The sequence below is a fragment of the Luteimonas sp. TWI596 genome, from assembly GCF_039674105.1.
In the GTDB taxonomy this organism is placed as follows: domain Bacteria; phylum Pseudomonadota; class Gammaproteobacteria; order Xanthomonadales; family Xanthomonadaceae; genus Luteimonas.
This window is the reverse complement of record NZ_JBDJMU010000004.1, coordinates 188,534-208,994: the sequence shown is the minus strand read 5'-3', so window position 1 is coordinate 208,994 and position 20,461 is coordinate 188,534. Positions and strand designations below refer to the sequence as shown.

The following is a 20,461-nucleotide window of genomic DNA, read 5'->3' as shown; positions in this document are numbered from 1 at the left end:
ATTATTCCAGAGACAGGCCGATGTTCTTCGCCTCGGTGAAGAATCGCATGGCCTCCAGCCCGCCTTCGCGGCCTAGCCCCGAGTCGCCGCTGCCGCCAAACGGGGTGCGCAGGTCGCGCAGCAGCCAGCCGTTGATCCAGACCATTCCCACGCGCAGCGCGGCCGCCAGGCGGTGGGCGCGGGCCAGATCGCGGGTCCACAGCGACGCGGCCAGGCCATAGCGGCCGGCATTGGCGAGCGCGAGCGCCTCGGCGTCTTCGTCGAAGGTCTGCAGCGTGACCACTGGCCCGAAGATTTCCTCCTGATTGGTCGCGCAGTCCGGTCCCAGACCGTCGATGACCGTCGGCGCGACGAACCAGCCGGGGCGGTCGAGCGCGTGGCCGCCGCACAACACCCGGCCGCCTTCGTCGCGGGCGCGCTGCAGCGCGGCAAGCACCTTGTCGAGATGCGCCTGCGACACCAGGGGCCCCATGCGCACATCCGGGTCCATCGGGTCGCCGACGCGAAGCGCGGTGGCCTCGGCGACGAAGCGCTCGGCGAACTGCACCGCAATGCGCCGCTCGACCAGGATCCGCGAGCCGCACAGGCAGATCTGGCCGCTGTTCTGGAACGTCGAGCGCACCAGGGTGTCGAGCCGGTCTTCCCAGTCGCTGTCGGCGAAGACCAGCGTGGCGTTCTTGCCGCCGAGTTCGAGCGAGGTCTTCTTCAGCAGGCCGCCGGCGAGCGCGCCGATCCGCCGCCCGACCGCAGTGCTGCCGGTGAACGACACTGCCCGCACCCGGGGATCGATCACAAGCGCCTCGCCGACCTCCGCGCCGCTGCCGTGGACGAGGTTGAGTACGCCCGGCGGCAATCCGGCCTCGGCCGACAGCGCGGCCAGCAATGTCGCCGTCGCCGGGGTGATCTCCGACGGCTTGGCGACCACCGTGTTGCCGGCCGCCAGCGCCGGCGCGATCTTCCAGGTGAACAGATACAGCGGCAGGTTCCACGGCGAGATCGTCGCGACCGTGCCCAGCGGCTGGCGCAGGGTGTAGTGCAGGCCGGCCTCGCCATGGTGCGATTCGCTGGCGAACTGGGTCGCGGCATGTGCGAAAAAGCGCAGGTTGGCGACCGCGCGCGGGATCTCGGCATCGCGCGCCAGTGCGAACGGCTTGCCGCCGTCCAGGGACTCGGCGTGGGCGAACTCGTCGTTGCGGGCCTCGAGCAACGACGCCAAGCGTTCGAGCAGGGCCGCGCGTTTGCTGTTGGGCAGCGCGGCCCAGCCGGGGGCGGCGCGTTCGGCGGCCTGTAGCGCGAGATCGACATCGGTGACATCGCCCGCGGCGACCTCGGCGTACACCCGGCCGGTCGCGGGGGCATGGACCGGCCACCAGCGATCCGCCGCCGGGTCCCGTGCTGCGCCGTCGATCCAGTGGGTCAGCCGCTGCATGGCGCCAGCTTACCTGAGTGCGCGCCGGGGCCGGGGGGCGGCCGGCCCGGCTCCAGGGTCAGTGTTGGCAGCCCGGGCACCAGTACAGCCGGCGGCCGGCCAGGCGGAGCTCGGCGATGGTGCCGTCGCCGCGCGGGCACGGCGCCCCGGCGCGCTCGAACACCGCGAAACCGAAGGTCGCCCGGGTGCGCGCCAGATAATCCTTGCCCGGCGGCGGCGTGTCGTCGAGCTTGGCGCGATAGGCGCGCCGGGGCACGTCGAGCAGGGCATTGGCCAGCCGCCGCCGCTCGCCGACGGTCAGGTCCTGCAGGATGCGATGCGGCGACAGCCGCGCCTGGAACAGCACCTCCGAGCGCAGGTAATTGCCCATTCCGGCCGCGAAGTCCTGCGCCAGCAGCAGTGCGGCCAGCGTGCGCTTGCCGAAACGCGGTTCGCGCATGTGCGCCAGCAGGGCTTTGGCGTCGATCGCCGGATCGAGGACGTCCGGGCCGAGCTTGGCGAGGTAAGGCTGGTCGCCGAGCGCATCGGTGCGCCACAGCGAGACCGACGGCGCGGCATAGAGCGCCGCGACACCGCGCACGGTGACCAGCAGCACGCGCGGCCGGGTCTCGCCCGGCAAGGCCTCGGGCGTATCGACAAAGCGCCAGAAGCCGAACAGGTGGCTGTGCGTGTACAGCGTCCAGCCCCCGTCGACCGCGGTCAGCAGCGCCTTGCCGCGCGCCTCGACAGCCAGCACCCGATGGCCTTCGAGCAGACGGCGGCGTCGCTGCAGCGCCGGATCGACGAACCGCACGCAGCGCAGCGTCTCATCGACGAGCAACTGCGACAGGTGGTCGGCGAGGGCGTGGGTTTCCGGACCTTCGGGCATGGGCGCATCGGAGCAGCCCGCACGTCGTCACGCCGTGACCCTGCCGGACACCGCGTTGAGGGGGGGGCCGCGTGGGGGCTCAGATCGAGGCCATGCGCCCGCCGTCCACCGGGAGGCTGACCCCGTTGATGTAGGCCGCGGCCGGCGAGCAGAGGAATGCGATCACGCCAGCGGTCTCCTCGGGTTCGGCGAAACGCCCGGCTGGCACCGCGGCCTGCATCGCGGCGATGACGGCATCCTCGGACTGGCCGCTGCGCGCGGCGCGATCGGCGACGATCTGCGCGATGCGCTGGGTGCGCGTGTAGCCGGGCAGCACGTTGTTGACCGTGATCCCGTCGGCCGCCAGTTCGCGGGAGAGCGTCTTGGCCCAGCCGGCCACCGCACCGCGCACGGTGTTGGACACGCCCAGGCCCGCGATCGGCTCGCGCACCGAGGTCGAGACCACGTTGACGATCCGGCCCCAGCCGGCGGCGCGCATGCCCGGCAGCAGCACCTGGACCAGAACCTGTCCGGCGAGCAGGTGGCGCCGGAACGCGCCCAGATAGGCGTCGGCCGATGCGGTATGCGCCGGCCCGCCGGGCGGACCGCCGGTATTGTTGACCAGGATCTGGGCCGGGACCGTGGCGACGTGCGTCTCCAGACGGCTCCGCAGAGCTTCCAGGTCGTCCATGTCGGCGACGAGCGCATGGTGCGCCTGGCCGGCAGGCGCCGGCAGCGATTCGCATACAGCTTGTAGGGCATCGCTACGTCGGGCGAGCACCGTCACGCTGGCGCCCAGCAGGGCCAGCTCATGCGCCGTGGCGCGCCCGATGCCTTCGGAGGCGCCGCAGACGAGCGCGTGGCGGCCGGTGAGGTCGAGGTCCATGGGCGGGTCTCCTGGAGCGGATGTGCACGTGCGGTAAGGATCGCGCGAGTCGAGCCTGACGATCCACTACGCGAAGAGGCGTGAGCGAGGACCTGGCCTCGGCGCCAATGTCGATCCCGTTGCGTCGTGTGTCCGGGAGATGCCGGTGGACGCGAGTGGCGGGCACACGGCACGGTCCGGGGTGCCCCAATCCTGCAGGGCGATGCGCCGAGCGACGCGCCAAGCACGGTCGCGCCCCACGCCGATCTCATCCACGCTCGGCGGCACATCGCAATGCGGCCGCACGCCACGGCCAGCGGGCAGACCGGGCCAGTCGAACCGGAATCGCAGCAGCGGGATCCCCAGCGCGACCCCGCTGTGCGGCAAAATCAGGCGCCAGCTGTAGCCGCTGGTGTTGCCTTCGTGCGCGCCGCCAACCTCTTCGCCGACGAACACGGCGCGGCCGACGTGGTGGAGCATCGACGCCAGTTCGGCGGCGCCGGAGAACGTGCGGCCGCCGGCCAGAACGACGAGCCTGCCCGAGAACACCGGTGTGGACGGTGCCCAGTGGCTCATCAGCCCCTCGGGCGGGACATTGAGCCGGGTCAGGCGACCATCCCCGGTCGGGCGTTGGAAATGGATTTCGTCTTCGTCGTAGACCTCCGTCTCGAAGATCTGTCCGGACGCAGACGCGACGCTGATCCGTTGGCCTCGTGCGTCGACGGCGCGGTATTTGCGCAGCGGCGTGTCGACCAGGAAGGAGAACAGGATGCTCTCGTTCGGTTCCGAGCCGCCCCCGTTTTCGCGCAGATCGAGGATCAGACGCTCGGCGCGACCGCGCTGCAGTTCCTCGAACAGATGGCGCATCTCGTCGCGGAAGGTCGTGCCCGCATCGCGATAGACCCGGTTGGAGAAAGAGGGCACCTCCAAATAGGCGAGCCCGGGCGCGAGCCATTCGAGTGAGGCGCGCCGCCTCTCCCGTTCGGGCGCACGCGGGCGTTCGGCCATGGGGTGCGCGGCGACGCTCCTGTGCACGATTCCGCCCGCAGGCGGCGCATAGGTCAGCGCGAATGCGGACTCGCTGCCACGGCGCCTGTGCCGAAGTACGGCGTAGCAACTACCGGGACATTCGCGCATAGCGCTGGTCGCGATCCGCCCGTCGTGCTCGACCAGTGACATCAGTTCCTGCAGCAGCGTGTCACCGTGCTCGCCGTTGATCGACAGCAGCCGGCTCCCGAGCGGAATATCGGCCGCGTCTCCGTAGCCCTGGCTCACGAAGGTGCCTTCGGTGCTCCAGTGCAGGTCGAGCGGCAGCAGCCGAGCGGTGCGTTGCTGCTCGGCCACCGCTGCGGAGGCCGGGCGGACGGTCAGATGGCCTTCGCCGATCCGGCTCGTCAGTTCGGCCACCGCCACATACACCGACATTGCGTCGTGCGCGCCGTCGGCCGCGGCCAGTGCGCGCGCCTTGGCCGACGTCCAGTCGTCCGGCGACTGATGCCAGTGGATGTCCGGCAGCGCCGCCTCGGTCGCATCGATCGCCAGCAGGATGTCTTCGCGCGCCTGGATGGGCGTGATCGAACGCGCCACGGGCACTGCCTCGGCAGCGGCGGCCGATGTACTCGCGAACAGAATCGCGGCGAGGAACGCCGCCCGGAAAGAGCAAGTTGGCGGCACGCGACAGACCCGCTATAAGCAAAATACCGCCGGTATCCTATGAGGCAATATTTTGCCGAGTCAAGTCACCCCGTCTTTCATGGCGTTCGTCGCCAACAATGTCCGCGAACGGCGCTTGGCCGCCGGCCTGAGCCAGAAGGCACTGGCGGCGCGTTCGGGTGTCAGCCAGCGGATGATCGGCGCGATCGAGGCCGGCACCAGCAGCGTCAGCACCGCGACGCTGGACCGGATCGGGATCGCGCTCGATGCCACGCTCGCAGAATTGGTGACCGACCCCTCCGCACCGCGAAGCGTGATGGTGGACCGGCTGGGCTGGACGGGTGCGCACGGCGGCAGTGGCATCCTGCGCTGGAGCGTCAACGCCGTCCGCGAAGTCGATGCGTGGGCGTGGCAGCTGCAGCCAGGCGACCGCTACCAGGCCGCCGCCGACCCTGCGGGTTGGCACGTCATGCTCTTCGTGCTGCAGGGACGGCTGACGCTCGAACTCGACGACGTCGAGATGGAGATCGAGGCGGATGCGCACGTGTTCGAGAGCGCGACGACGCACGCTTACAGCAACCGGACCGACTCGCCGGTGCGGTTCTATCGCTGCACGGTGTGGTAGGTCGTCCGCGGCGACGCAGCTCGTCTGCGGGCGGGTCGCTCTCTGGGCCTTCGCGTCAGGCGCGCGCGCCCAGCGACTGCACCATGCGGTCGCGCAGCTGGGCGTCGTCCTCGGCCTGCGGCGGGGCGATCTCGCCGGGCGCGAAACCGCGCTCGAGCGCATCCTCGGCGTCCAACCCGTCCCAGGCGACGAACTCGGCGTCGAGCAGCATCGCGCGCGCGGTGTCCTCGCTGTCGTAGGGCAGGGTGTTGCCGTCGCTGTCGAACACCTCGGCGGTGCCGGCCTCGAGCACGCGCAGGCGCGCCCAGATCACGGTCCGTCCGATCGTCGCCAGCCACCATTCGTCGCGGGTCATCGAAAACGTCCTTCCTAAGGTCAGGGGGCGATCGACCACAGCCACAGCACCGCGCAGGCGGTCAGTGCGCCGAGGATCACCATCAGCGAGATCCGCGCCGGGGTGGCCAGGCCGGTGAACTGGCGGTCGGGGACTTCGTAGTAGCCACCGGCCAGCAACCAACGCAGCGCCGCCGGCTGCAGAAACGCACCCTCCGCGAACCGCGCCCGCACCTGCGGATGGCGGTCGCGCAGGTGCACCAGCGACAGCGGCCAGAAGATCACGAACGCGGTCACGCCGCCGATCGCGACGCCGAAGAAGCACAGGGCGAGGAAGAGGATCACGACGCGTCCGGTACGTGGATATGCCGAAAGGATAATGGGTTCGAACAGATCGCGCTTGACCTCGGCGCGCGCACGGAACTAGCGTCCCACGGGAGGGATACTCCCTCGAAAACGCCATTCAAGGAGGATGTATGAAGACCAGAACGTTGTGGGCAGGCGCGCTGATGTGCCTTGTCGCCGGATTGACGGTCGCGTCTGTCCAGGCTTCCAGTGTCGCGACCGAAGAACGCACCACGCCGGAGGTCGTCGCCTCTGTTTCGCCCTCGCTCGCTGCACCCGTCAGGTTACTTCCTGACCTTGGCAGCGATCCCGAGATGAGCTGTATGCAGATTCGCGACCGGCAGTCTTGCCTGTTGAACATCGCGTGTCGGTGGCGCAACGAACGCTGCGTCGACGAGTAACGCAACATGTTGCTCGGTCCCAGCACTTTTCACCGAGTGCTGGGACCGGTACTGGCTCAAGACGCAGAACCTGCGTTTCTTCGATCCCTGAACTCAGTATTCTGCCTGCCCCGGTGCGCGTGGGTAGGGGATTGCGTCGCGGATGTTGGACAGGCCGCAGACGTAGACGATCAGGCGCTCGAAGCCCAGGCCGAAGCCGGCATGGGGCACGGTGCCGTAGCGGCGGAAGTCGCGGTACCAGCCGTAGTGTTCGCGGTCGAGACCGAACTGGTCCATGCGCGCATCGAGCACGTCGAGGCGCTCCTCGCGCTGCGAGCCACCGATGATCTCGCCGATACCCGGCGCCAGCACGTCCATTGCCGCGACGGTCTTGCCGTCGTCGTTGAGGCGCATGTAGAACGCCTTGATGTGCTCGGGATAGTTCGCGACCACGACCGGCCGGCCCACGTGCTGCTCGGTCAGCCAGCGTTCGTGCTCGGTCTGCAGGTCAAGGCCCCATTCGACCGGGAACTCGAACTTCTGCCCGGACTTGCGCAGCAACTCCACTGCCTCGGTGTACTCGATGCGCTCGAACGGGGCGTTGACGAACTTTTCCAGCCGCGTGATCGCATCCTTCTGCACGCGTTCGGCGATGAACGCCATATCGTCGGCGCGCTCGTCGAGCACCGCGCGGAACAGGAACTTCAGGAAGTCCTCGGCCACGCGTGCGTCTTCGGCCAGATCGGCGAACGCGATCTCCGGCTCGATCATCCAGAACTCGGCCAGGTGACGCGTGGTGTGGCTGTTCTCGGCCCGGAAGGTCGGGCCGAAGGTGTAGACCTTGCTCATCGCCAGGCAGAACGCCTCGACGTTGAGCTGGCCGGACACGGTCAGGAACGCCTCCTTGCCGAAGAAGTCGCGCGAAAAGTCGACCTTGCCATCGCGCAGCGGCAGGTTGGCCAGGTCCAGCGTCGAGATCCGGAACATCTGGCCCGCACCCTCGGCATCGGACGTGGTCACGATCGGGGTGTTGATCCAGTAATAGCCGTTCTGGTGGAAGTAGCGGTGCGCCGCCTGCGCCAGGCAGTGGCGGATGCGGGTGACCGCGCCGAACAGGTTGGTGCGCGGGCGCAGGTGCGCGACTTCGCGCAGGAATTCCAGCGAATGCGCCTTGGGCTGGATCGGATAGGTCTCCGGGTCCTCGACCCAGCCCACGACCTCGATCTCGCGCGCCTGGATCTCGAAGCTCTGCCCCTGGCCCTGCGAGCGGACCAGCGTGCCGGTGGCGATCACCGAACAGCCGGCGGTCAGCCGCCGGATCTCCGACTCGTAGTTGGCCAGTGTCTGCGGCGCCACGACCTGGATCGGCGCAAAACACGAGCCGTCGCTGACGTTGACGAAGCTCAGGCCCGCCTTGGAGTCGCGGCGGGTGCGGACCCAGCCACGGACGGTGACGTCGCCGCCTTCGGGAAGATGGCCGGCGAGGGCCTGTTGGACGCTGGTCGTGGTCATGCCTTGAATCCCGGAAATCCGCACCGATGAATGGCTGCACAGTCTACCGTGCCGCCGCCGCGCCGCGGATGTCCGCTCAGCTGCCGCTGTCGACCGCAGGAGTACACTCGTCCCATGGCCATCGCACTCGCTCCCGCTGCCCTCGAACGGGCCCGCCGTTTCCTTGCCGCCAGCCCCGATGCGCTGGGGTTGCGCTTCGGCGTGGCCAGGACCGGCTGCTCGGGATGGGGCTATGTCGTCGACCTCGCCCACGAGGAACGTCCCGGCGATGCGGTCTCCGAGCAGGACGGTGTGCGGATCTATGTCGATGCGCAGAGCCAGCCGATGGTCGACGGCACCGAGATCGATTTCGCGCAGAAGGGACTGAACCAGGAGTTCGTGTTCCGCAACCCCAATGCGGCCGCCGAGTGCGGCTGCGGCGAAAGCTTCACGACCGATCCGGGCAAGGCCTGATCGCTTCGGCCGGTGGCCTCGGCGGCCAGGGCGAACGTTCCCGCCGGGGCAGTGCGCGTCTAGGCGGCGTCAGGCGCGCTGCGCCGGAACTCGCTGCGCAGCACGAAACCGATCGCCAGCAGCGTCAGCAGCGCCATGCCGAACCAGGTCAGCGCATAACTGAGGTGGTTGTCGCGGAACTGCACGATCGTCAGTCCGGGCACCGGCCAGTTGGCGCCGTCGATCGAGGTCTGGGCGTCGATGAAGAATGGCGCCACCGGTGCCGGGACCTGCCGCGCGGCAGTCATCTCCACCGGCACGCGGGCATACCAACGGTCCTCGGCGGGCACGTTGGCACGCACGAACAGGCCGGCGCGGTCGGGCTGGCGTAGCAGGCCGGTGACCTCGACGACGTCGGCGGCGTCCACACGGGCGCGGCTGTCGCGTCGGCGATGCGCATTGTCGACGTAGCCGCGGTTGATCCACACCGCGCCGTCCGCGGTCGCCATCGGGGTCATGATCCAGTAGCCGGGTCCACGCTCGGTGGAGGCGTAGACCGCGACTTCCTGATCGTGCAGCAGGCGCCCGCGGGCGGTCACGCGCTGGTACTGCGCATCGGCCACGTCCAGGCTGTCCCAGTCGGCGACGGCCGGCAGCGCTGTGGGGGCTGCGTGGATCCGGGCCTCGACCCGGGCGATCAGGTCGCGTTTCCAGCCCAGCCGCTCGACCTGCCACAGGCCCAGCGCGATGAAGCCGGCGGTCGCGGCGACCAGGAATACCAGCAACGCCCAGCGTCGGGCCGGGCGTTGCGGGGCGCGTTGCACGTGCATGCGGAGGCGTCGCGTCCGGTCAGGGCGCGGCGCGCATCTGCTCGGGCGACATCGGCATCATGTTGTTGTTGAGGTGATACATGACCCACAACGAGCCGACCAGCGCGATGACGATGAGGATGCCGGTGAACAGCATCGACATCAGGATCCAGCCGCCCTCCGATTTCCGGTTCATGTGCAGGAAGTAGATCATGTGCACGACGATCTGGATGGCGCCGAACATCATGATCAGTGCGACTGTCCAGACACGGCTCTCGATCACCTCGCCCATGACCAGCCAGAACGGGATGACGGTGAGGATCACCGACAGCACGAATCCGATCACATAGTCGCGCATGCTGCCATGGCCGTGCGCGTCGTGTGCCGCCTCGTGGGCAGGGTGGTGGTTGGTTCCGGTGCTCATCCCACGACTCCCATCAGATACACATACGAGAACACGCCGATCCAGATCACATCCAGGAAGTGCCAGAACATCGACAGGCACATCAGACGGCGGTTGTTGGCGGCGTTGAGCCCGTGCTTGCGCAACTGGACCACCAGCGTCACCAGCCAGATCAGGCCGAACGTCACGTGCAGGCCGTGGGTGCCGACCAGGGTGAAGAACGCCGACAGGAATGCGCTGCGCTGCGGTGTCGCGCCCAGGTGGGCGAGGTGGTGGAACTCGTAGAGTTCGATGCCCAGGAACGCCAGGCCGAACAGGCCGGTGACGAGCAACCAGCCGATCGTGCCCCGGATGTTCTGCTTGTACGAATTCAACATCGCGAACCCGTAGGTGATCGACGAGAACAGCAGCATGAACGTCGCGACCAGGATCAGCTTCAGGTCGAACAGGTCGGCCGGCGATGGGCCGGCCGCGTAGTTGCGGCCGAGCACGGCGTAGATGGCGAACAGGATCGCGAAGATGAGGCAGTCGCTCATCAGGTAGATCCAGAAGCCGAGGTTGGTCCCGGTCTCGGGGTGGTGCCCATGCCCGTCCTCGGCATGGGGGTCCTCGATCACGTGGTAGACGCGGGCGGTATCGCCGGAAGTGGATTGGATGCTGTGTGCCATGTCAGAGCGCCTGCTGCGCGAGATCGCGCGTGCGTTGTTCCTCGGTGTCGATCACGTCCTGAGCGGGGATGTAGTAATCGCGGTCGTAGTTGAAGGTGTGCGCGATCGCCGCGACCACCAGGGCCACGAACGACGCGCCGGCCAGCCACCAGATGTGCCAGATCAGGCCGAAGGCCAGCGCGACGCTGATCGCCGACAGCACGACCCCCGCACCGGTGTTGCGCGGCATGTGGATCGGCACGAAACCGGCCAGCGGACGCTTGTAGCCGTGACGCTTCATGTCGGCCCAGGCGTCGATCTCGTGGATCACCGGGGTGAAGGCGAAGTTGTAGGCCGGCGGCGGCGACGAGGTCGACCACTCCAGCGTGCGGCCATCCCACGGGTCGCCGGTGACGTCGCGCAGCGCCTTGCGCTTCCGCACGGCCTGGACGATCGACATGATGAACGCGCCAATGCCGGCCGCGACCAGCGCCGCGCCAATCGCCGCGACCACGAAGAACAGATGCAGCGAGGTGTCCTCGAACTGGCTCAGGCGGCGGGTCACCCCCATCAGGCCCATGATGTAGAGCGGGGTGAACGCGACCCAGAAGCCGGTCAGCCAGCACCAGAACGAGACCTTGCCCCAGAACTCGTCGAGCTTGAAGCCGAACGCCTTCGGGAACCAGTACACCATGCCGGCGAACAGGCCGAAGACCACGCCGCCGATGATGGTGTTATGGAAGTGCGCGATCAGGAACAGGCTGTTGTGCAGCACGAAGTCAGCGGGCGGCACCGCGAGCAGCACGCCGGTCATGCCGCCGATGACGAAGGTGAACATGAAGCCGATCGTCCACAGCATCGGGACGTCGAAGCGGATGCGTCCCTTGTACATCGTGAACAGCCAGTTGAAGATCTTCGCGCCGGTGGGGATCGAGATGATCATCGTGGTGATGCCGAAGAACGCGTTGACGCTGGCACCCGAGCCCATCGTGAAGAAGTGGTGCAGCCACACCAGGTACGACAGGATCGTGATCACCGCGGTCGCGTAGACCATCGACGTATAGCCGAACAGGCGCTTGCCGCAGTACGTCGAGACGATCTCCGAGAAGATGCCGAACGCCGGCAGCACCAGGATGTAGACCTCCGGGTGGCCCCAGATCCAGATCAGGTTCACGTACATCATCGGGTTGCCACCCAAGTCGTTCGTGAAGAAGTTGGTGCCGACATAGCGGTCCATCGTCAGCAACGCCAGCGTCGCGGTGAGGATCGGGAACGACGCGACGATCAGGATGTTGGTGCACAGCGAGGTCCAGGTGAAGATCGGCATGCGCATGTAGCGCATACCCGGCGCACGCATCTTGACGATCGTCACGATCAGGTTGATGCCCGACAACGTTGTGCCGACACCCGCGACCTGGAGCCCCCATAAGTAGTAGTCCATGCCGACGCCTGGACTGTAGTCGGCGCCCGACAACGGCGGGTAGGCCAGCCAGCCGGTCCGCGCGAACTCGCCGACGAACAGCGACAGCATGATCAGCACCGCGCCGGCGGCGGTCATCCAGAAGCTGAAGTTGTTGAGGAACGGGAACGAGACGTCGCGCGCACCGATCTGCAGCGGCACGATGTAGTTCATCAGGCCGGTCACCAGCGGCATCGCCACGAAGAAAATCATGATCACACCGTGCGCGGTGAAGATCTGATCGTAGTGATGGGGGGGCAGGAAACCTTCGCCACCGCCCGAGGCCAGGGCCTGGTGCGCGCGCATCAGCACGGCGTCGGAGAAGCCGCGCAGCAGCATCACCAGCGCCAGGATGCAGTACATGATCCCGATCTTCTTGTGGTCGATGCTGGTGAACCACTCCTTCCACAGGTAGCCCCAGAGGCGGTACCGGGTGATGAGCACGAGCAGCGCGATGCCGCCGAGCGCAGTGCCGATGAAGGTCGCCGCGAGGATCGGGTCGTGGAGGAAGGCCAGGGACTCGAGCGAAAGACGCCCGAGCCACGGTGAGTTGAGCTGGTCCTGGGGTGCGGACATGGGGTTCCTGCCTAGTACTGGATTCGGTGATGCGATCCGGGATCAGCGGCCTGAGGGGCCGCCGTCGTCGTCCGGCTTGCCGGGCGCGCCTTGCTGCTGCGGTGCCTGTCCCGGCGGGATCGGCTGCACGCCCTTGTCGTCGGCGCCTTCGCTCGAGGGCGTGGGCTGCGGTGTCGGCTCCTCGGGCGAAACGGCTCGCGGCTGGTGGCCCTGCGGCTCGTCGCCACGCGCTTCGCGGCCGGCCTCGGGGAACGTCGCGCCAGGAGCGGCCATCGGTTCGTCGGCGTGGCGGTTGTCGTAGCGCAGCCGGGCGTAGTTGGCATGGCTGTCCACGCCGCCGCCGCCCGAGCGGTCGATATGCATCATCTCGTGGATGCACATCGAGCCGGGCGACACGCACATGTTGAGGATCGCCTCGTAGAGCGCCGGGTCGACGTTGCCGAAGTAACGCACCGGTTCGCGCTCGGAAGGCTTCTCGAGCACCAGGTACTCCTGACGGCCCAGCGGGGTCTGGTCGGCCTGCACCTTGCGCACCCAGGCGTCGAAGCCTTCCTGGCTCATGCCGTGGAAGTCGAAGTGCATGTGCGAGAAGCCATCGCCGCTGTAGTTGGCCGAGAAGCCCTTGTAGACGCCCTCGGCGTTGATCACGGCGTTGAGCTTGGTCTCCATGCCGGTCATCGCGTAGATCTGGCCGGCCAGCGCGGGGATGAAGAACGAGTTCATCATCGACGCGGAAGTGATCTTGAACTCGATCGGCACGTTCACCGGCGCGGCGAGCTCGTTGACCGTCGCGATGCCCTGCTCGGGATACAGAAACAGCCACTTCCAGTCGAGGGCGACGACTTCGACCACCAAGGGCTCGACGCCCTCGGCGATCGGCGTGTTGGAGTCGATCCGGTCGAGTGGGCGATAAGGGTCGAGCTTGTGGGTGGCGATCCAGGTCACCGTGCCGAGCACCAGGATGATCGCCAGCGGCGCCGACCAGATGATCAGCTCCAGGCGCGTGGAGTGGTGCCAGTCCGGCGCGTACTCGGCGTTCCTGTTCGACGCGCGGTACTTCCATGCGAAGAAGAACGTCAGGAAGATCACCGGGACGATGACCAGCAGCATCAGCACCGTCGACAGCAGGATCAGGTCGCGCTGCTGCAAGGCGATGTCGCCGGACGGCCGCATGAGCACCCAGTCGCAGCCGGACAGCAGCAGGGCGGCCCCGAACAGGACCGAGAATCGAAGGAAGGATTTCATTGGCGGGAGATCAACGACTGAAAAGGGAAAGACGGCTTGACGGAGGCGCCACGTGGCGGCGGCTAGCGTGGAATCAGGGCAGGGCGCGGACGCGTGCTGCTGCGCACCTTGCGTGGTGGGCCCGTTTGGGGTTCACAATGCGGTGCATTATCCCCCATGACGACCGGAGAGAGCGCGCAGATGAGCGGAACCGCACAGCAAGCCACCACCGGGCTGGACGATGCGCCGGAGACCGACGACCTGGAGATCTCGCCTGGGAAGATCGCCTTCCCGGTCGTGATGGGCCGGACGTCGGAGTTCTTCGACTTCTTCGTCTACGGCATCGCCTCGGTGATGGTGTTTCCTTATCTGTTCTTTCCCGACAGCGATCCGGTGCAGGCAACGCTCAAGTCGTTTGCGATCTTCTCGCTGGCGTTCATCGCCCGCCCGATCGGCTCGGCGGTGTTCATGGCCATCGACCGCAACTTCGGTCGGGCCGCAAAGCTGATCGTGGCCCTGTTCCTGCTGTGCGGCTCGACCATGGCGATCGCGTTCCTGCCCAGCTACGCCCAGGCGGGCCTGCTGGCGCCGGTGCTGCTGGCAGTCTTCCGCTTCGGCCAGGGGCTGGGCTGGGGCGGCGCCTGGGACGGGCTGCCGTCGCTGCTGTCGCTCAGCGCGCCCAGAGAACGCCGCGGCTGGTACGCCATGGTGCCGCAGCTGGGGGCGACGTTCGGCTTCATGCTCGCGGCTGGCATGTTCCTGGTGTTCACCCGCTTCCTCGGCCATGAGGACTTCATGGCCTGGGGCTGGCGCTTCCCGTTCTTCGTGGCGCTGGCGCTGAACGTCGTCGCGCTGTTCGCGCGGCTGCGTCTGGTGGTCACGCCGGAGTTCGTGCAGTTGTTCCGGCAGCAGGAACTGCAGCCCCGCCGGATCGGCGAGACCATCCGCACGCATCCGCGTCAGGTCCTGCTCGGTGCGCTGATTCCGCTGGCCAGCTACGCGATGTTCCACCTGGTGACGATCTTCCCGCTGAGCTGGGCCACGCTTTACACCGACCATGACCCGGGCGACTTCCTGGTCAGCCTGCTGATGGGCGCGGTGGTCGGCGGGGTGGGCATCGTGCTGTCGGGCCTGCTGGCAGACCGGGTCGGCCGCCGCGGGCAGCTGGCGATCGCGGCGGTCCTGATCGCGATCTTCAGCTTCTTCGCCTCCCGCCTGCTGGGCGACGACACGACCGCTGGCCGCACGACCTACGTCGTCGTGGGCTTCGCGCTGCTGGGGCTGTCGCTTGGCCAGGCGAGCAATGCGATCGCCTCGCGCTTCGAGAGCATCTACCGCTACACCGGCGCGGCGGTCACATCCGACATCGCCTGGCTGCTCGGCGCGGGCTTCGCGCCGCTGGTCGCGCTGGGCGTGTGCAGCCGATTCGGGCTGGAGTACGTGGGCTATTACCTGCTGTCGGGCGCGGTCGTGACGTTGGCTGCGCTGGGCTTCAGCCGAACGCTGGAAACCGTGCGCTGACCCCCACGCACCGTGCGCCCAGTCGGGCGCACGGTCGATTCGGTGAAGGGCGGCGGTCTGCACGATGCGTTCGTCCGGGCCCGAAACATCCGGGCATGTGAGGCGGGGGAGGGGCCTGCGGCTCGACTCGGGCGCGTCCGCTTGGGGTGCGCTCCGATGTCGCGGTGGCCGGGTGTCCATTTCACCATGCCCGCCTGCGACAGGGCTGCGACCGAGTGTCGCACCTGCGCGCTGGACCACCTGCGCATGTCCCGCGCTTGCCCGAAGGCGGGGAATCTGTGACAATTGCCGGCTCCCTGCGCCCAGGCGCCGGGAGGCCCTTGCCCCACTGCGCACGCGGGGGGCTATCCGGACCGCCGCCGACCGGCGCGGTCGATATCCGAAAGGAAACCACTATGCGTCATTACGAAGTCGTGTTCCTGGTCCACCCGGACCAGAGCGAGCAGGTGCCCGCGATGATCGAGCGTTACAAGTCGATGATCGAAGGCGCCGAGGGCACCATCCACCGTCTGGAAGATTGGGGCCGCCGTCAGCTGGCCTACCCGATCAACAATCTGGTCAAGGCCCACTACGTGCTGTTCAACATCGAGGTCGGCCAGGCCGGTCTCGACGAGCTCGTCGAGGCGTTCCGCTTCAACGATGCCGTGCTGCGTCACCTGGTGATCCGCCGCGAAGAGGCCGACACCGAGCAGTCGCTGATCATGAAGAACAAGGACGACAAGGGCGACAAGCCCGAGCGTGGCGAGCGTCGTCGTCGCGATGACGAGGGCGAGTCCACCGGCGGCGATGCCGACGGCGACAAGTCCGACAAGCCCGACACCAACGCCGAAGCCGCCTGAGGAGCACGTCCATGTCCAAGTTCTTCCGCCGCCGCAAGTTCTGCAAGTTCACCGCCGAGGGCGTCAAGGAGATCGATTACAAGGATCTCAACACCCTGCGCCAGAACCTGACCGAGAACGGCAAGATCGTTCCCAGCCGCATCACGGGCACCAAGTCGCGTTACCAGCGCCAGCTGGCCACGGCCGTCAAGCGCGCCCGTTACCTGGCCCTGATCCCGTACACCGACAACCATAATGTGTGAGTCCCTTCACTAGAAGCCCGCACATCCATGTGCGGACTGTCCAAGTGAAGCGAACGCATCTTTAGATCATTTCGTCCGGTTCGGACAGCAATCGTTGCGGCGCCTGGGGCGCCGCTAACGAATACGGAGCTACACCATGCAACTGATTCTGCTGCAGAAGGTCACCAACCTCGGCAACCTCGGCGACAAGGTCAATGTCAAGCCGGGCTATGGCCGCAACTACCTGGTGCCCCAGGGCAAGGCCGTGCCGGCGACCGAGGCCAATCTGGCCGAGTTCGAGACCCGCCGTGCCGAGTACGAGGCCAAGGCCAAGGCGCAGCTCGACGAGGCGCAGTCGCGTCTGGCCAAGCTCGAGGGTGCCAGCGTGACCGTCTACGCCAATGCGTCGACCGAAGGCAAGCTGTACGGTTCGGTCGGTCCGCGCGAGATCGCCGACGCCCTGACCAAGGCGGTCGCACCGGTCGAGAAGTCGGAGGTCGTGCTCGGTGAGGGCGCGTTCCGCACCACCGGTGAGTACGAGGTGGTCGTGCACCTGCACGCCGATGCCGAGACCACCGTCAAGGTGATCATCGAAGGCGAGGTCGCCTGATCCATCGGATCGGGTGGTCCTTAGACGGGCGCCGCAAGGCGCCCGTTTTCGTTTGGGTGTTCTGTTTTGGTCGCTTGTGCCGGGCTTTGGCTTCGGGGACCACGCATCGGCCTGCCGGGCCACGGTCGCTCTTCCCTCGGTCAGGGCCGCTTCGCGGTCCGGCCCGGCGCAGCGCGCCGTGCGTTCATGTGGACGCGCGGCAATGCCGCGCAAGCCGTCCCCACTCACCCTGCCCTGACTCGGGCGCGCGCCCGCTCAGCTTTGCGGATCGGTCCGGCCCGGCGCAGCGCGCCGGGCGTTCGCCCACTCGCGCGGCATGCCGCGCAAGCAGAGCGGGCTCACCCATGGCGCGCTCGGCGCGACCATGACCCCCCAGTTCGCCGCTTGCAGCAAGCCTTAGGCTTTCGTGCCTTCGGAAATGCCTCACGCAGCAGCGCTTTTCACAGGCGTTTGGTCCGTCTGAGGCATCCAACCGCAGCGCGCATGAGCTTTCGAGGTCTGCATCGTCCCAACTCGCGGGCGAGGGCTCGGCCGGGCGTTGCGGAGAGCGGACCATGGATGGTCCGCGGCGGCGAGTCAGTCAGGGATGACTGACCGAGCCGAGGAGCAATCCCGGCCGGGTACTCGCAGCCGCCGAAGAAGTCGTCTCAGTCCGCGAGATAACCCGTTGTGAAGCTGCCCATCGTTAGGCTTATCCACAGGTTATGGGGTCGCGTGTCCACAGGCCCGCGCTCTAGCATGCCACTTGCCGTAATCCGTTCTTTCTGAAGTCCACGCCATGTCCGCACGTCCCGAGTACCGCAATGACCACCGTGCCGATGCGCGCGTCGAACAGCTGCGCATTCCGCCGCAGTCGGTCGAGGCCGAGCAGGCCGTGCTTGGCGGCCTCATGCTGGTGCCCGATGCGTACGACCGCATTGCCGACCTGCTGGTGTCGGAGGATTTCTACCGGCGCGACCACCAGAAGATCTACGCCGCGATCCAGGAGCTGGCCGAGAAGAACAAGCCGTTCGATGCGGTGACGCTGGGCGAGTGGTTCGAGTCCAACGGGCTGTCGGAGCTGGTCGCCGGCGGCGCGTACCTGGGCGAGTTGGCGAGCACGACGCCGTCGGCGGCCAACATCCGTGCCTATGCCGAGATCGTGCGCGACAAGGCCATCCTGCGTCAGCTGATCGATGTCGGCACCGAGATCGTCAACGACGGCTTCCAGCCCGAGGGCCGCGACAGCAGCGAGATCCTGGCCAAGGCCGAGCAGCAGGTGTTCAAGATCGCCGAGGCCGGTGCGCAGGGGCGCAGCGACTTCACCGCGATCAACAAGGCGATGGCCGACGCCTTCGATGTGCTGCAGACGCGCTACAACAACGGCGGCGGGGTCACCGGCTTGCCGACCGGCTATACCGAATTCGACGAGATGACTGCCGGCCTGCAGCCGACCGACCTGATCATCCTGGCCGCGCGCCCGGCGATGGGCAAGACCACGTTTGCGCTCAACATCGCCGAGTACGCGGCGATCAAGACCAAGAAAGCGGTCGGCGTGTTCTCGATGGAAATGTCGGCCAGTCAGCTCGCGCTGCGTCTGATTTCCTCCAATGGCCGCGTCAATGCGACGCGCCTGCGCACCGGTCAGCTCGAGGACGAGGACTGGAGCCGGGTGAGCAGCGCGATCCGCATGCTCAAGGAGACCAAGATCTTCATCGACGACACGCCGGGTCTGGGGCCGGACGTGCTGCGCGCCAAGTGTCGCCGCCTCAAGCGCGAACACGATCTGGGGCTGGTGGTGATCGACTACCTGCAGCTGATGTCGGTACCGGGCAACAGCGAGAACCGCGCGACCGAGATCTCGGAGATCTCGCGCTCGCTCAAGGGCCTGGCCAAGGAGCTCAATGTGCCGGTGATCGCGCTGTCCCAGCTCAACCGTTCGCTGGAAACCCGCGCCGACAAACGTCCGGTGATGGCCGACCTGCGCGAGTCGGGCGCCATCGAGCAGGACGCCGACATCATCATCTTCATCTACCGCGACGACTACTACAACAAGGAAACCTCGCCGGACAAGGGGCTGGCCGAGATCATCATCGGCAAGCAGCGAAGCGGCCCGACGGGCTCGGTCAAGCTGAAGTTCTTCGGCGAGTACACGCGCTTCGACAACCTCTCGCACGACTCGATCGGCAGCTTCGAGTAACACGACGCGGTCGTGTCTTCTTCATTGGGGGCGGGGTGTTGTCGCGCCCGGAGACGGGCGAACGCACGCAGGGGGCGCGCCGATGTCGAGGCCGCCGCCGGTGATGCGGCGCGCAGCCTCGTTTCCGGCATCGCTTTACGGCTGGACGTGATGCAGCCGTACGCGGCCCACGTGCACCCCGACGTTGGCCGGATCGATCGCGATTGGCACGGCATCCTCAGTGCGGAAGCGTGGCGTGCCGTCGGGCATCGACACGGCGATTTCCAGGGCGACCGCGCCCTGCAGACGCGCGCGCGGCACGACGAGCTCGAACGCGTAGGGCCCGGCGCCGACGCTCGTGCTGCGTTCGGCCAGCACCCGCGCCTCGCCCGTGCGGGAAGGGTCGACCAGGCGGACATCGAGCCGCGAGCCCTCGGGCATCAGGATCTTCTCGAAGTAGACGGCTTCGCCCTGCAGGGTGAGCGACGGCTGCGGCATGGTGTCGGTCATCGATGGTGCTCCTGCGGCGACGGTTGGGGCCGGGGTCTGACAGGCGCCGAGGAGCGCCACGGAAAGCGCTGCGGCGGCGATACGGGCAAACACCAGGACGGGGCGGGTCGGGGACATCGGATGGGCTCCACGGTGGCGAGGCCGACCAGCATGCGCGTCGCCAGCGCAATGGCGGCGCAACGCTGGACCGGCCATGGTCACGGGCGCAGGCGCAGGCGGACCCAGGTCCCGAAATGGTCGGACGGCCAGGTGCCCTCGGCGTCCGGCGTGTCGAGCACCACCTGGGCGTCCTCGATCTCGAACCGGTCCTGCTGCGCGAACACCAGATCGATCCGTGACCGGTAGTCGAAGAAGTGCGGATTGAGCGTGGTCACGCCGGCGCCGTCGGCTTCCGGGTGCAGCGTGCCATAGGCGTCGATGTAGCGTGCGCGCAGCGCCGCGAACTCGGGTGCGCTGGCTGGCGCGTTGAAGTCGCCCAGGATCAGCGACGGCGCTTGCGCGGACGTCCGCGCCACGAAGTCGAGTGCGTCAGCGACCTGGACGTCGCGGATCGCGCCGCCCTCCAGCGTCCAGTGCAGGTGGGTGAAGTAGACATCGAGCGGGCGTCCATCGATGTCGAGGCGTGCGTGGCCGATGCTGCGCGAGTCGTCATGCGGCTGCAGCCGATGCCAATCCTGCGCCTTCACCGGTAGCCGGGTGAGCAAGGCATTGCCGTAGCGGTGCGCCTGGTCGGCCGGGTCGGTGGAGACGAACTGCACCGCGTAGCCGAGCTCGGCGGCGATGGTCTGCGCCTGGTTGCGCAGGGTCTGGGTCTGCAGCACTTCCTGCAGCGCCACGATATCGGGATCGAGCGCGCGCAGCTGCTCGACGATCAGCGGCAACCGCTTCGGCCAGTCGGCCTTGTCGTGGTAGATGTTGAGCGTGACCACGTCCAGGGTGCGCGGCGTCGCCGGTTCGGCTTTGGCGCCGCCGGTGCCGGTGCAGGCGGCGAGGAGGAGCAGCGACAACGCCGCGGGCAGGCAGTGACGCATCAGGCGGGACAACGGGGACATGGCGGCTCCGG

22 protein-coding genes are annotated in these 20,461 nt (G+C 67.5%); 8 read left to right on the top strand and 14 right to left on the bottom strand.

Annotated elements, in window-relative coordinates; genetic code table 11:
* Window position 1: 1 nt before the first annotated feature.
* The 4 genes from ABE487_RS04935 to ABE487_RS04920 all read right to left on the bottom strand — a co-directional run bounded on the left by ABE487_RS04935 (window position 2) and on the right by ABE487_RS04920 (window position 4,728).
* Window positions 2-1,429: an aldehyde dehydrogenase gene (locus tag ABE487_RS04935; RefSeq protein WP_346445374.1), complete on the bottom strand. Its 1,428-nt coding sequence runs from the start codon at window positions 1,427-1,429 to the stop codon at window positions 2-4.
* Window positions 1,430-1,487: 58 nt separating this feature from the next.
* Window positions 1,488-2,297: a DNA-formamidopyrimidine glycosylase family protein gene (locus ABE487_RS04930; protein WP_346445375.1), complete on the bottom strand. Its 810-nt coding sequence runs from the start codon at window positions 2,295-2,297 to the stop codon at window positions 1,488-1,490.
* A 79-nt stretch (window positions 2,298-2,376) separates the two neighbouring features.
* Complete coding sequence (locus ABE487_RS04925; RefSeq protein ID WP_346445376.1) at window positions 2,377-3,162, bottom strand: SDR family oxidoreductase; 786 nt, start codon at window positions 3,160-3,162, stop codon at window positions 2,377-2,379.
* A gap of 66 nt (window positions 3,163-3,228) precedes the next feature.
* A complete protein-coding gene (locus ABE487_RS04920; RefSeq protein WP_346451612.1) occupies window positions 3,229-4,728 on the bottom strand; it encodes a S41 family peptidase in 1,500 nt (499 codons plus the stop codon).
* A 166-nt stretch (window positions 4,729-4,894) separates the two neighbouring features.
* Here ABE487_RS04920 and ABE487_RS04915 point away from each other — a divergent pair, with 166 nt between their 5' ends.
* Window positions 4,895-5,419: an XRE family transcriptional regulator gene (locus ABE487_RS04915; RefSeq protein ID WP_346451613.1), complete on the top strand. Its 525-nt coding sequence runs from the start codon at window positions 4,895-4,897 to the stop codon at window positions 5,417-5,419.
* Window positions 5,420-5,474: 55 nt separating this feature from the next.
* Here ABE487_RS04915 and ABE487_RS04910 read toward each other — a convergent pair whose 3' ends face one another.
* Together ABE487_RS04910 and ABE487_RS04905 are read right to left on the bottom strand one after the other, a co-directional pair.
* Complete coding sequence (locus ABE487_RS04910) at window positions 5,475-5,774, bottom strand: hypothetical protein (RefSeq protein ID WP_346445379.1); 300 nt, start codon at window positions 5,772-5,774, stop codon at window positions 5,475-5,477.
* 20 nt (window positions 5,775-5,794) lie between these two features.
* The gene (locus tag ABE487_RS04905; RefSeq protein ID WP_346448803.1) at window positions 5,795-6,097 is read right to left on the bottom strand and encodes a hypothetical protein; all 303 of its coding nucleotides are present in this window, start codon (window positions 6,095-6,097) and stop codon (window positions 5,795-5,797) included.
* Between the two features lie 131 nt (window positions 6,098-6,228).
* Here ABE487_RS04905 and ABE487_RS04900 point away from each other — a divergent pair, with 131 nt between their 5' ends.
* Window positions 6,229-6,498: a hypothetical protein gene (locus ABE487_RS04900; protein ID WP_346451614.1), complete on the top strand. Its 270-nt coding sequence runs from the start codon at window positions 6,229-6,231 to the stop codon at window positions 6,496-6,498.
* A 93-nt stretch (window positions 6,499-6,591) separates the two neighbouring features.
* Here ABE487_RS04900 and asnS read toward each other — a convergent pair whose 3' ends face one another.
* Window positions 6,592-7,989 (bottom strand): asparagine--tRNA ligase, encoded by a 1,398-nt coding sequence (gene asnS, locus ABE487_RS04895; RefSeq protein WP_346445381.1) that lies wholly within the window; start codon window positions 7,987-7,989, stop codon window positions 6,592-6,594.
* Window positions 7,990-8,103: 114 nt separating this feature from the next.
* On the opposite strand from asnS, the gene ABE487_RS04890 reads away from it, so the two are divergent.
* A complete protein-coding gene (locus tag ABE487_RS04890; RefSeq protein ID WP_346448801.1) occupies window positions 8,104-8,442 on the top strand; it encodes an iron-sulfur cluster assembly accessory protein in 339 nt (112 codons plus the stop codon).
* A gap of 59 nt (window positions 8,443-8,501) precedes the next feature.
* Here ABE487_RS04890 and ABE487_RS04885 read toward each other — a convergent pair whose 3' ends face one another.
* The 5 genes from ABE487_RS04885 to cyoA are packed head-to-tail and all read right to left on the bottom strand — an operon-like array spanning window position 8,502 to window position 13,560.
* Window positions 8,502-9,251, bottom strand: coding sequence for an SURF1 family protein (locus tag ABE487_RS04885; RefSeq protein WP_346448799.1), 750 nt, complete (start codon window positions 9,249-9,251; stop codon window positions 8,502-8,504).
* Between the two features lie 19 nt (window positions 9,252-9,270).
* Window positions 9,271-9,654 (bottom strand): cytochrome o ubiquinol oxidase subunit IV, encoded by a 384-nt coding sequence (gene cyoD / locus ABE487_RS04880; protein WP_346448797.1) that lies wholly within the window; start codon window positions 9,652-9,654, stop codon window positions 9,271-9,273.
* Window positions 9,651-10,301, bottom strand: a complete 651-nt coding sequence (cyoC, locus tag ABE487_RS04875; RefSeq protein ID WP_346444031.1) for a cytochrome o ubiquinol oxidase subunit III — start codon at window positions 10,299-10,301, stop codon at window positions 9,651-9,653. Before cyoC ends, cyoD begins: the two co-directional genes overlap by 4 nt.
* 1 nt (window position 10,302) lies before the next feature.
* Window positions 10,303-12,315, bottom strand: a complete 2,013-nt coding sequence (cyoB, locus tag ABE487_RS04870) for a cytochrome o ubiquinol oxidase subunit I (RefSeq protein WP_346444033.1) — start codon at window positions 12,313-12,315, stop codon at window positions 10,303-10,305.
* 42 nt (window positions 12,316-12,357) lie between these two features.
* Entirely contained in the window at window positions 12,358-13,560 is a 1,203-nt protein-coding gene (cyoA, locus tag ABE487_RS04865; RefSeq protein WP_346444035.1) for a ubiquinol oxidase subunit II, read from the bottom strand.
* Window positions 13,561-13,740: 180 nt separating this feature from the next.
* Between cyoA and ABE487_RS04860 the strand changes: the two genes are divergently transcribed.
* From ABE487_RS04860 to ABE487_RS04840, 5 genes are all read left to right on the top strand, one after another.
* Window positions 13,741-15,060 carry an MFS transporter gene (locus ABE487_RS04860; RefSeq protein ID WP_346444036.1) on the top strand — a complete coding sequence of 440 codons (1,320 nt, stop codon included), beginning with the start codon at window positions 13,741-13,743 and terminating at the stop codon, window positions 15,058-15,060.
* A gap of 395 nt (window positions 15,061-15,455) precedes the next feature.
* Window positions 15,456-15,899, top strand: a complete 444-nt coding sequence (gene rpsF, locus ABE487_RS04855) for a 30S ribosomal protein S6 (protein WP_183425435.1) — start codon at window positions 15,456-15,458, stop codon at window positions 15,897-15,899.
* An 11-nt stretch (window positions 15,900-15,910) separates the two neighbouring features.
* Complete coding sequence (gene rpsR / locus ABE487_RS04850) at window positions 15,911-16,141, top strand: 30S ribosomal protein S18 (RefSeq protein WP_047135782.1); 231 nt, start codon at window positions 15,911-15,913, stop codon at window positions 16,139-16,141.
* Between the two features lie 136 nt (window positions 16,142-16,277).
* Window positions 16,278-16,730, top strand: a complete 453-nt coding sequence (gene rplI, locus ABE487_RS04845; protein WP_346444038.1) for a 50S ribosomal protein L9 — start codon at window positions 16,278-16,280, stop codon at window positions 16,728-16,730.
* 778 nt (window positions 16,731-17,508) lie between these two features.
* Window positions 17,509-18,909: a replicative DNA helicase gene (locus ABE487_RS04840; RefSeq protein ID WP_047135784.1), complete on the top strand. Its 1,401-nt coding sequence runs from the start codon at window positions 17,509-17,511 to the stop codon at window positions 18,907-18,909.
* Between the two features lie 135 nt (window positions 18,910-19,044).
* Here the strand turns inward: ABE487_RS04840 and ABE487_RS04835 are convergent, their stop codons facing one another.
* Window positions 19,045-19,515: a YbaY family lipoprotein gene (locus ABE487_RS04835; protein ID WP_346451615.1), complete on the bottom strand. Its 471-nt coding sequence runs from the start codon at window positions 19,513-19,515 to the stop codon at window positions 19,045-19,047.
* An 80-nt stretch (window positions 19,516-19,595) separates the two neighbouring features.
* On the bottom strand, window positions 19,596-20,450 hold the full coding sequence (locus ABE487_RS04830; protein ID WP_346444042.1) for an endonuclease/exonuclease/phosphatase family protein: 855 nt from the start codon (window positions 20,448-20,450) through the stop codon (window positions 19,596-19,598).
* Window positions 20,451-20,461: the final 11 nt, after the last annotated feature.

Excerpts from the sequence above, each read along its gene's own strand:
- ABE487_RS04935 (WP_346445374.1), bottom strand. The coding sequence starts at position 1,429 with ATGCAGCGGCTGACCCACTGGATCGACGGCGCAGCACGGGACCCGGCG.
- ABE487_RS04930 (WP_346445375.1), bottom strand. The coding sequence starts at position 2,297 with ATGCCCGAAGGTCCGGAAACCCACGCCCTCGCCGACCACCTGTCGCAG.
- ABE487_RS04925 (WP_346445376.1), bottom strand. The coding sequence starts at position 3,162 with ATGGACCTCGACCTCACCGGCCGCCACGCGCTCGTCTGCGGCGCCTCC.
- ABE487_RS04915 (WP_346451613.1), top strand. The coding sequence starts at position 4,895 with ATGGCGTTCGTCGCCAACAATGTCCGCGAACGGCGCTTGGCCGCCGGC.
- ABE487_RS04910 (WP_346445379.1), bottom strand. The coding sequence starts at position 5,774 with ATGACCCGCGACGAATGGTGGCTGGCGACGATCGGACGGACCGTGATC.
- ABE487_RS04900 (WP_346451614.1), top strand. The coding sequence starts at position 6,229 with ATGAAGACCAGAACGTTGTGGGCAGGCGCGCTGATGTGCCTTGTCGCC.
- asnS (WP_346445381.1), bottom strand. The coding sequence starts at position 7,989 with ATGACCACGACCAGCGTCCAACAGGCCCTCGCCGGCCATCTTCCCGAA.
- ABE487_RS04890 (WP_346448801.1), top strand. The coding sequence starts at position 8,104 with ATGGCCATCGCACTCGCTCCCGCTGCCCTCGAACGGGCCCGCCGTTTC.
- ABE487_RS04885 (WP_346448799.1), bottom strand. The coding sequence starts at position 9,251 with ATGCACGTGCAACGCGCCCCGCAACGCCCGGCCCGACGCTGGGCGTTG.
- cyoD (WP_346448797.1), bottom strand. The coding sequence starts at position 9,654 with ATGAGCACCGGAACCAACCACCACCCTGCCCACGAGGCGGCACACGAC.
- cyoC (WP_346444031.1), bottom strand. The coding sequence starts at position 10,301 with ATGGCACACAGCATCCAATCCACTTCCGGCGATACCGCCCGCGTCTAC.
- cyoB (WP_346444033.1), bottom strand. The coding sequence starts at position 12,315 with ATGTCCGCACCCCAGGACCAGCTCAACTCACCGTGGCTCGGGCGTCTT.
- cyoA (WP_346444035.1), bottom strand. The coding sequence starts at position 13,560 with ATGAAATCCTTCCTTCGATTCTCGGTCCTGTTCGGGGCCGCCCTGCTG.
- ABE487_RS04860 (WP_346444036.1), top strand. The coding sequence starts at position 13,741 with ATGAGCGGAACCGCACAGCAAGCCACCACCGGGCTGGACGATGCGCCG.
- rpsF (WP_183425435.1), top strand. The coding sequence starts at position 15,456 with ATGCGTCATTACGAAGTCGTGTTCCTGGTCCACCCGGACCAGAGCGAG.
- rpsR (WP_047135782.1), top strand. The coding sequence starts at position 15,911 with ATGTCCAAGTTCTTCCGCCGCCGCAAGTTCTGCAAGTTCACCGCCGAG.
- rplI (WP_346444038.1), top strand. The coding sequence starts at position 16,278 with ATGCAACTGATTCTGCTGCAGAAGGTCACCAACCTCGGCAACCTCGGC.
- ABE487_RS04840 (WP_047135784.1), top strand. The coding sequence starts at position 17,509 with ATGTCCGCACGTCCCGAGTACCGCAATGACCACCGTGCCGATGCGCGC.
- ABE487_RS04835 (WP_346451615.1), bottom strand. The coding sequence starts at position 19,515 with ATGTCCCCGACCCGCCCCGTCCTGGTGTTTGCCCGTATCGCCGCCGCA.
- ABE487_RS04830 (WP_346444042.1), bottom strand. The coding sequence starts at position 20,450 with ATGTCCCCGTTGTCCCGCCTGATGCGTCACTGCCTGCCCGCGGCGTTG.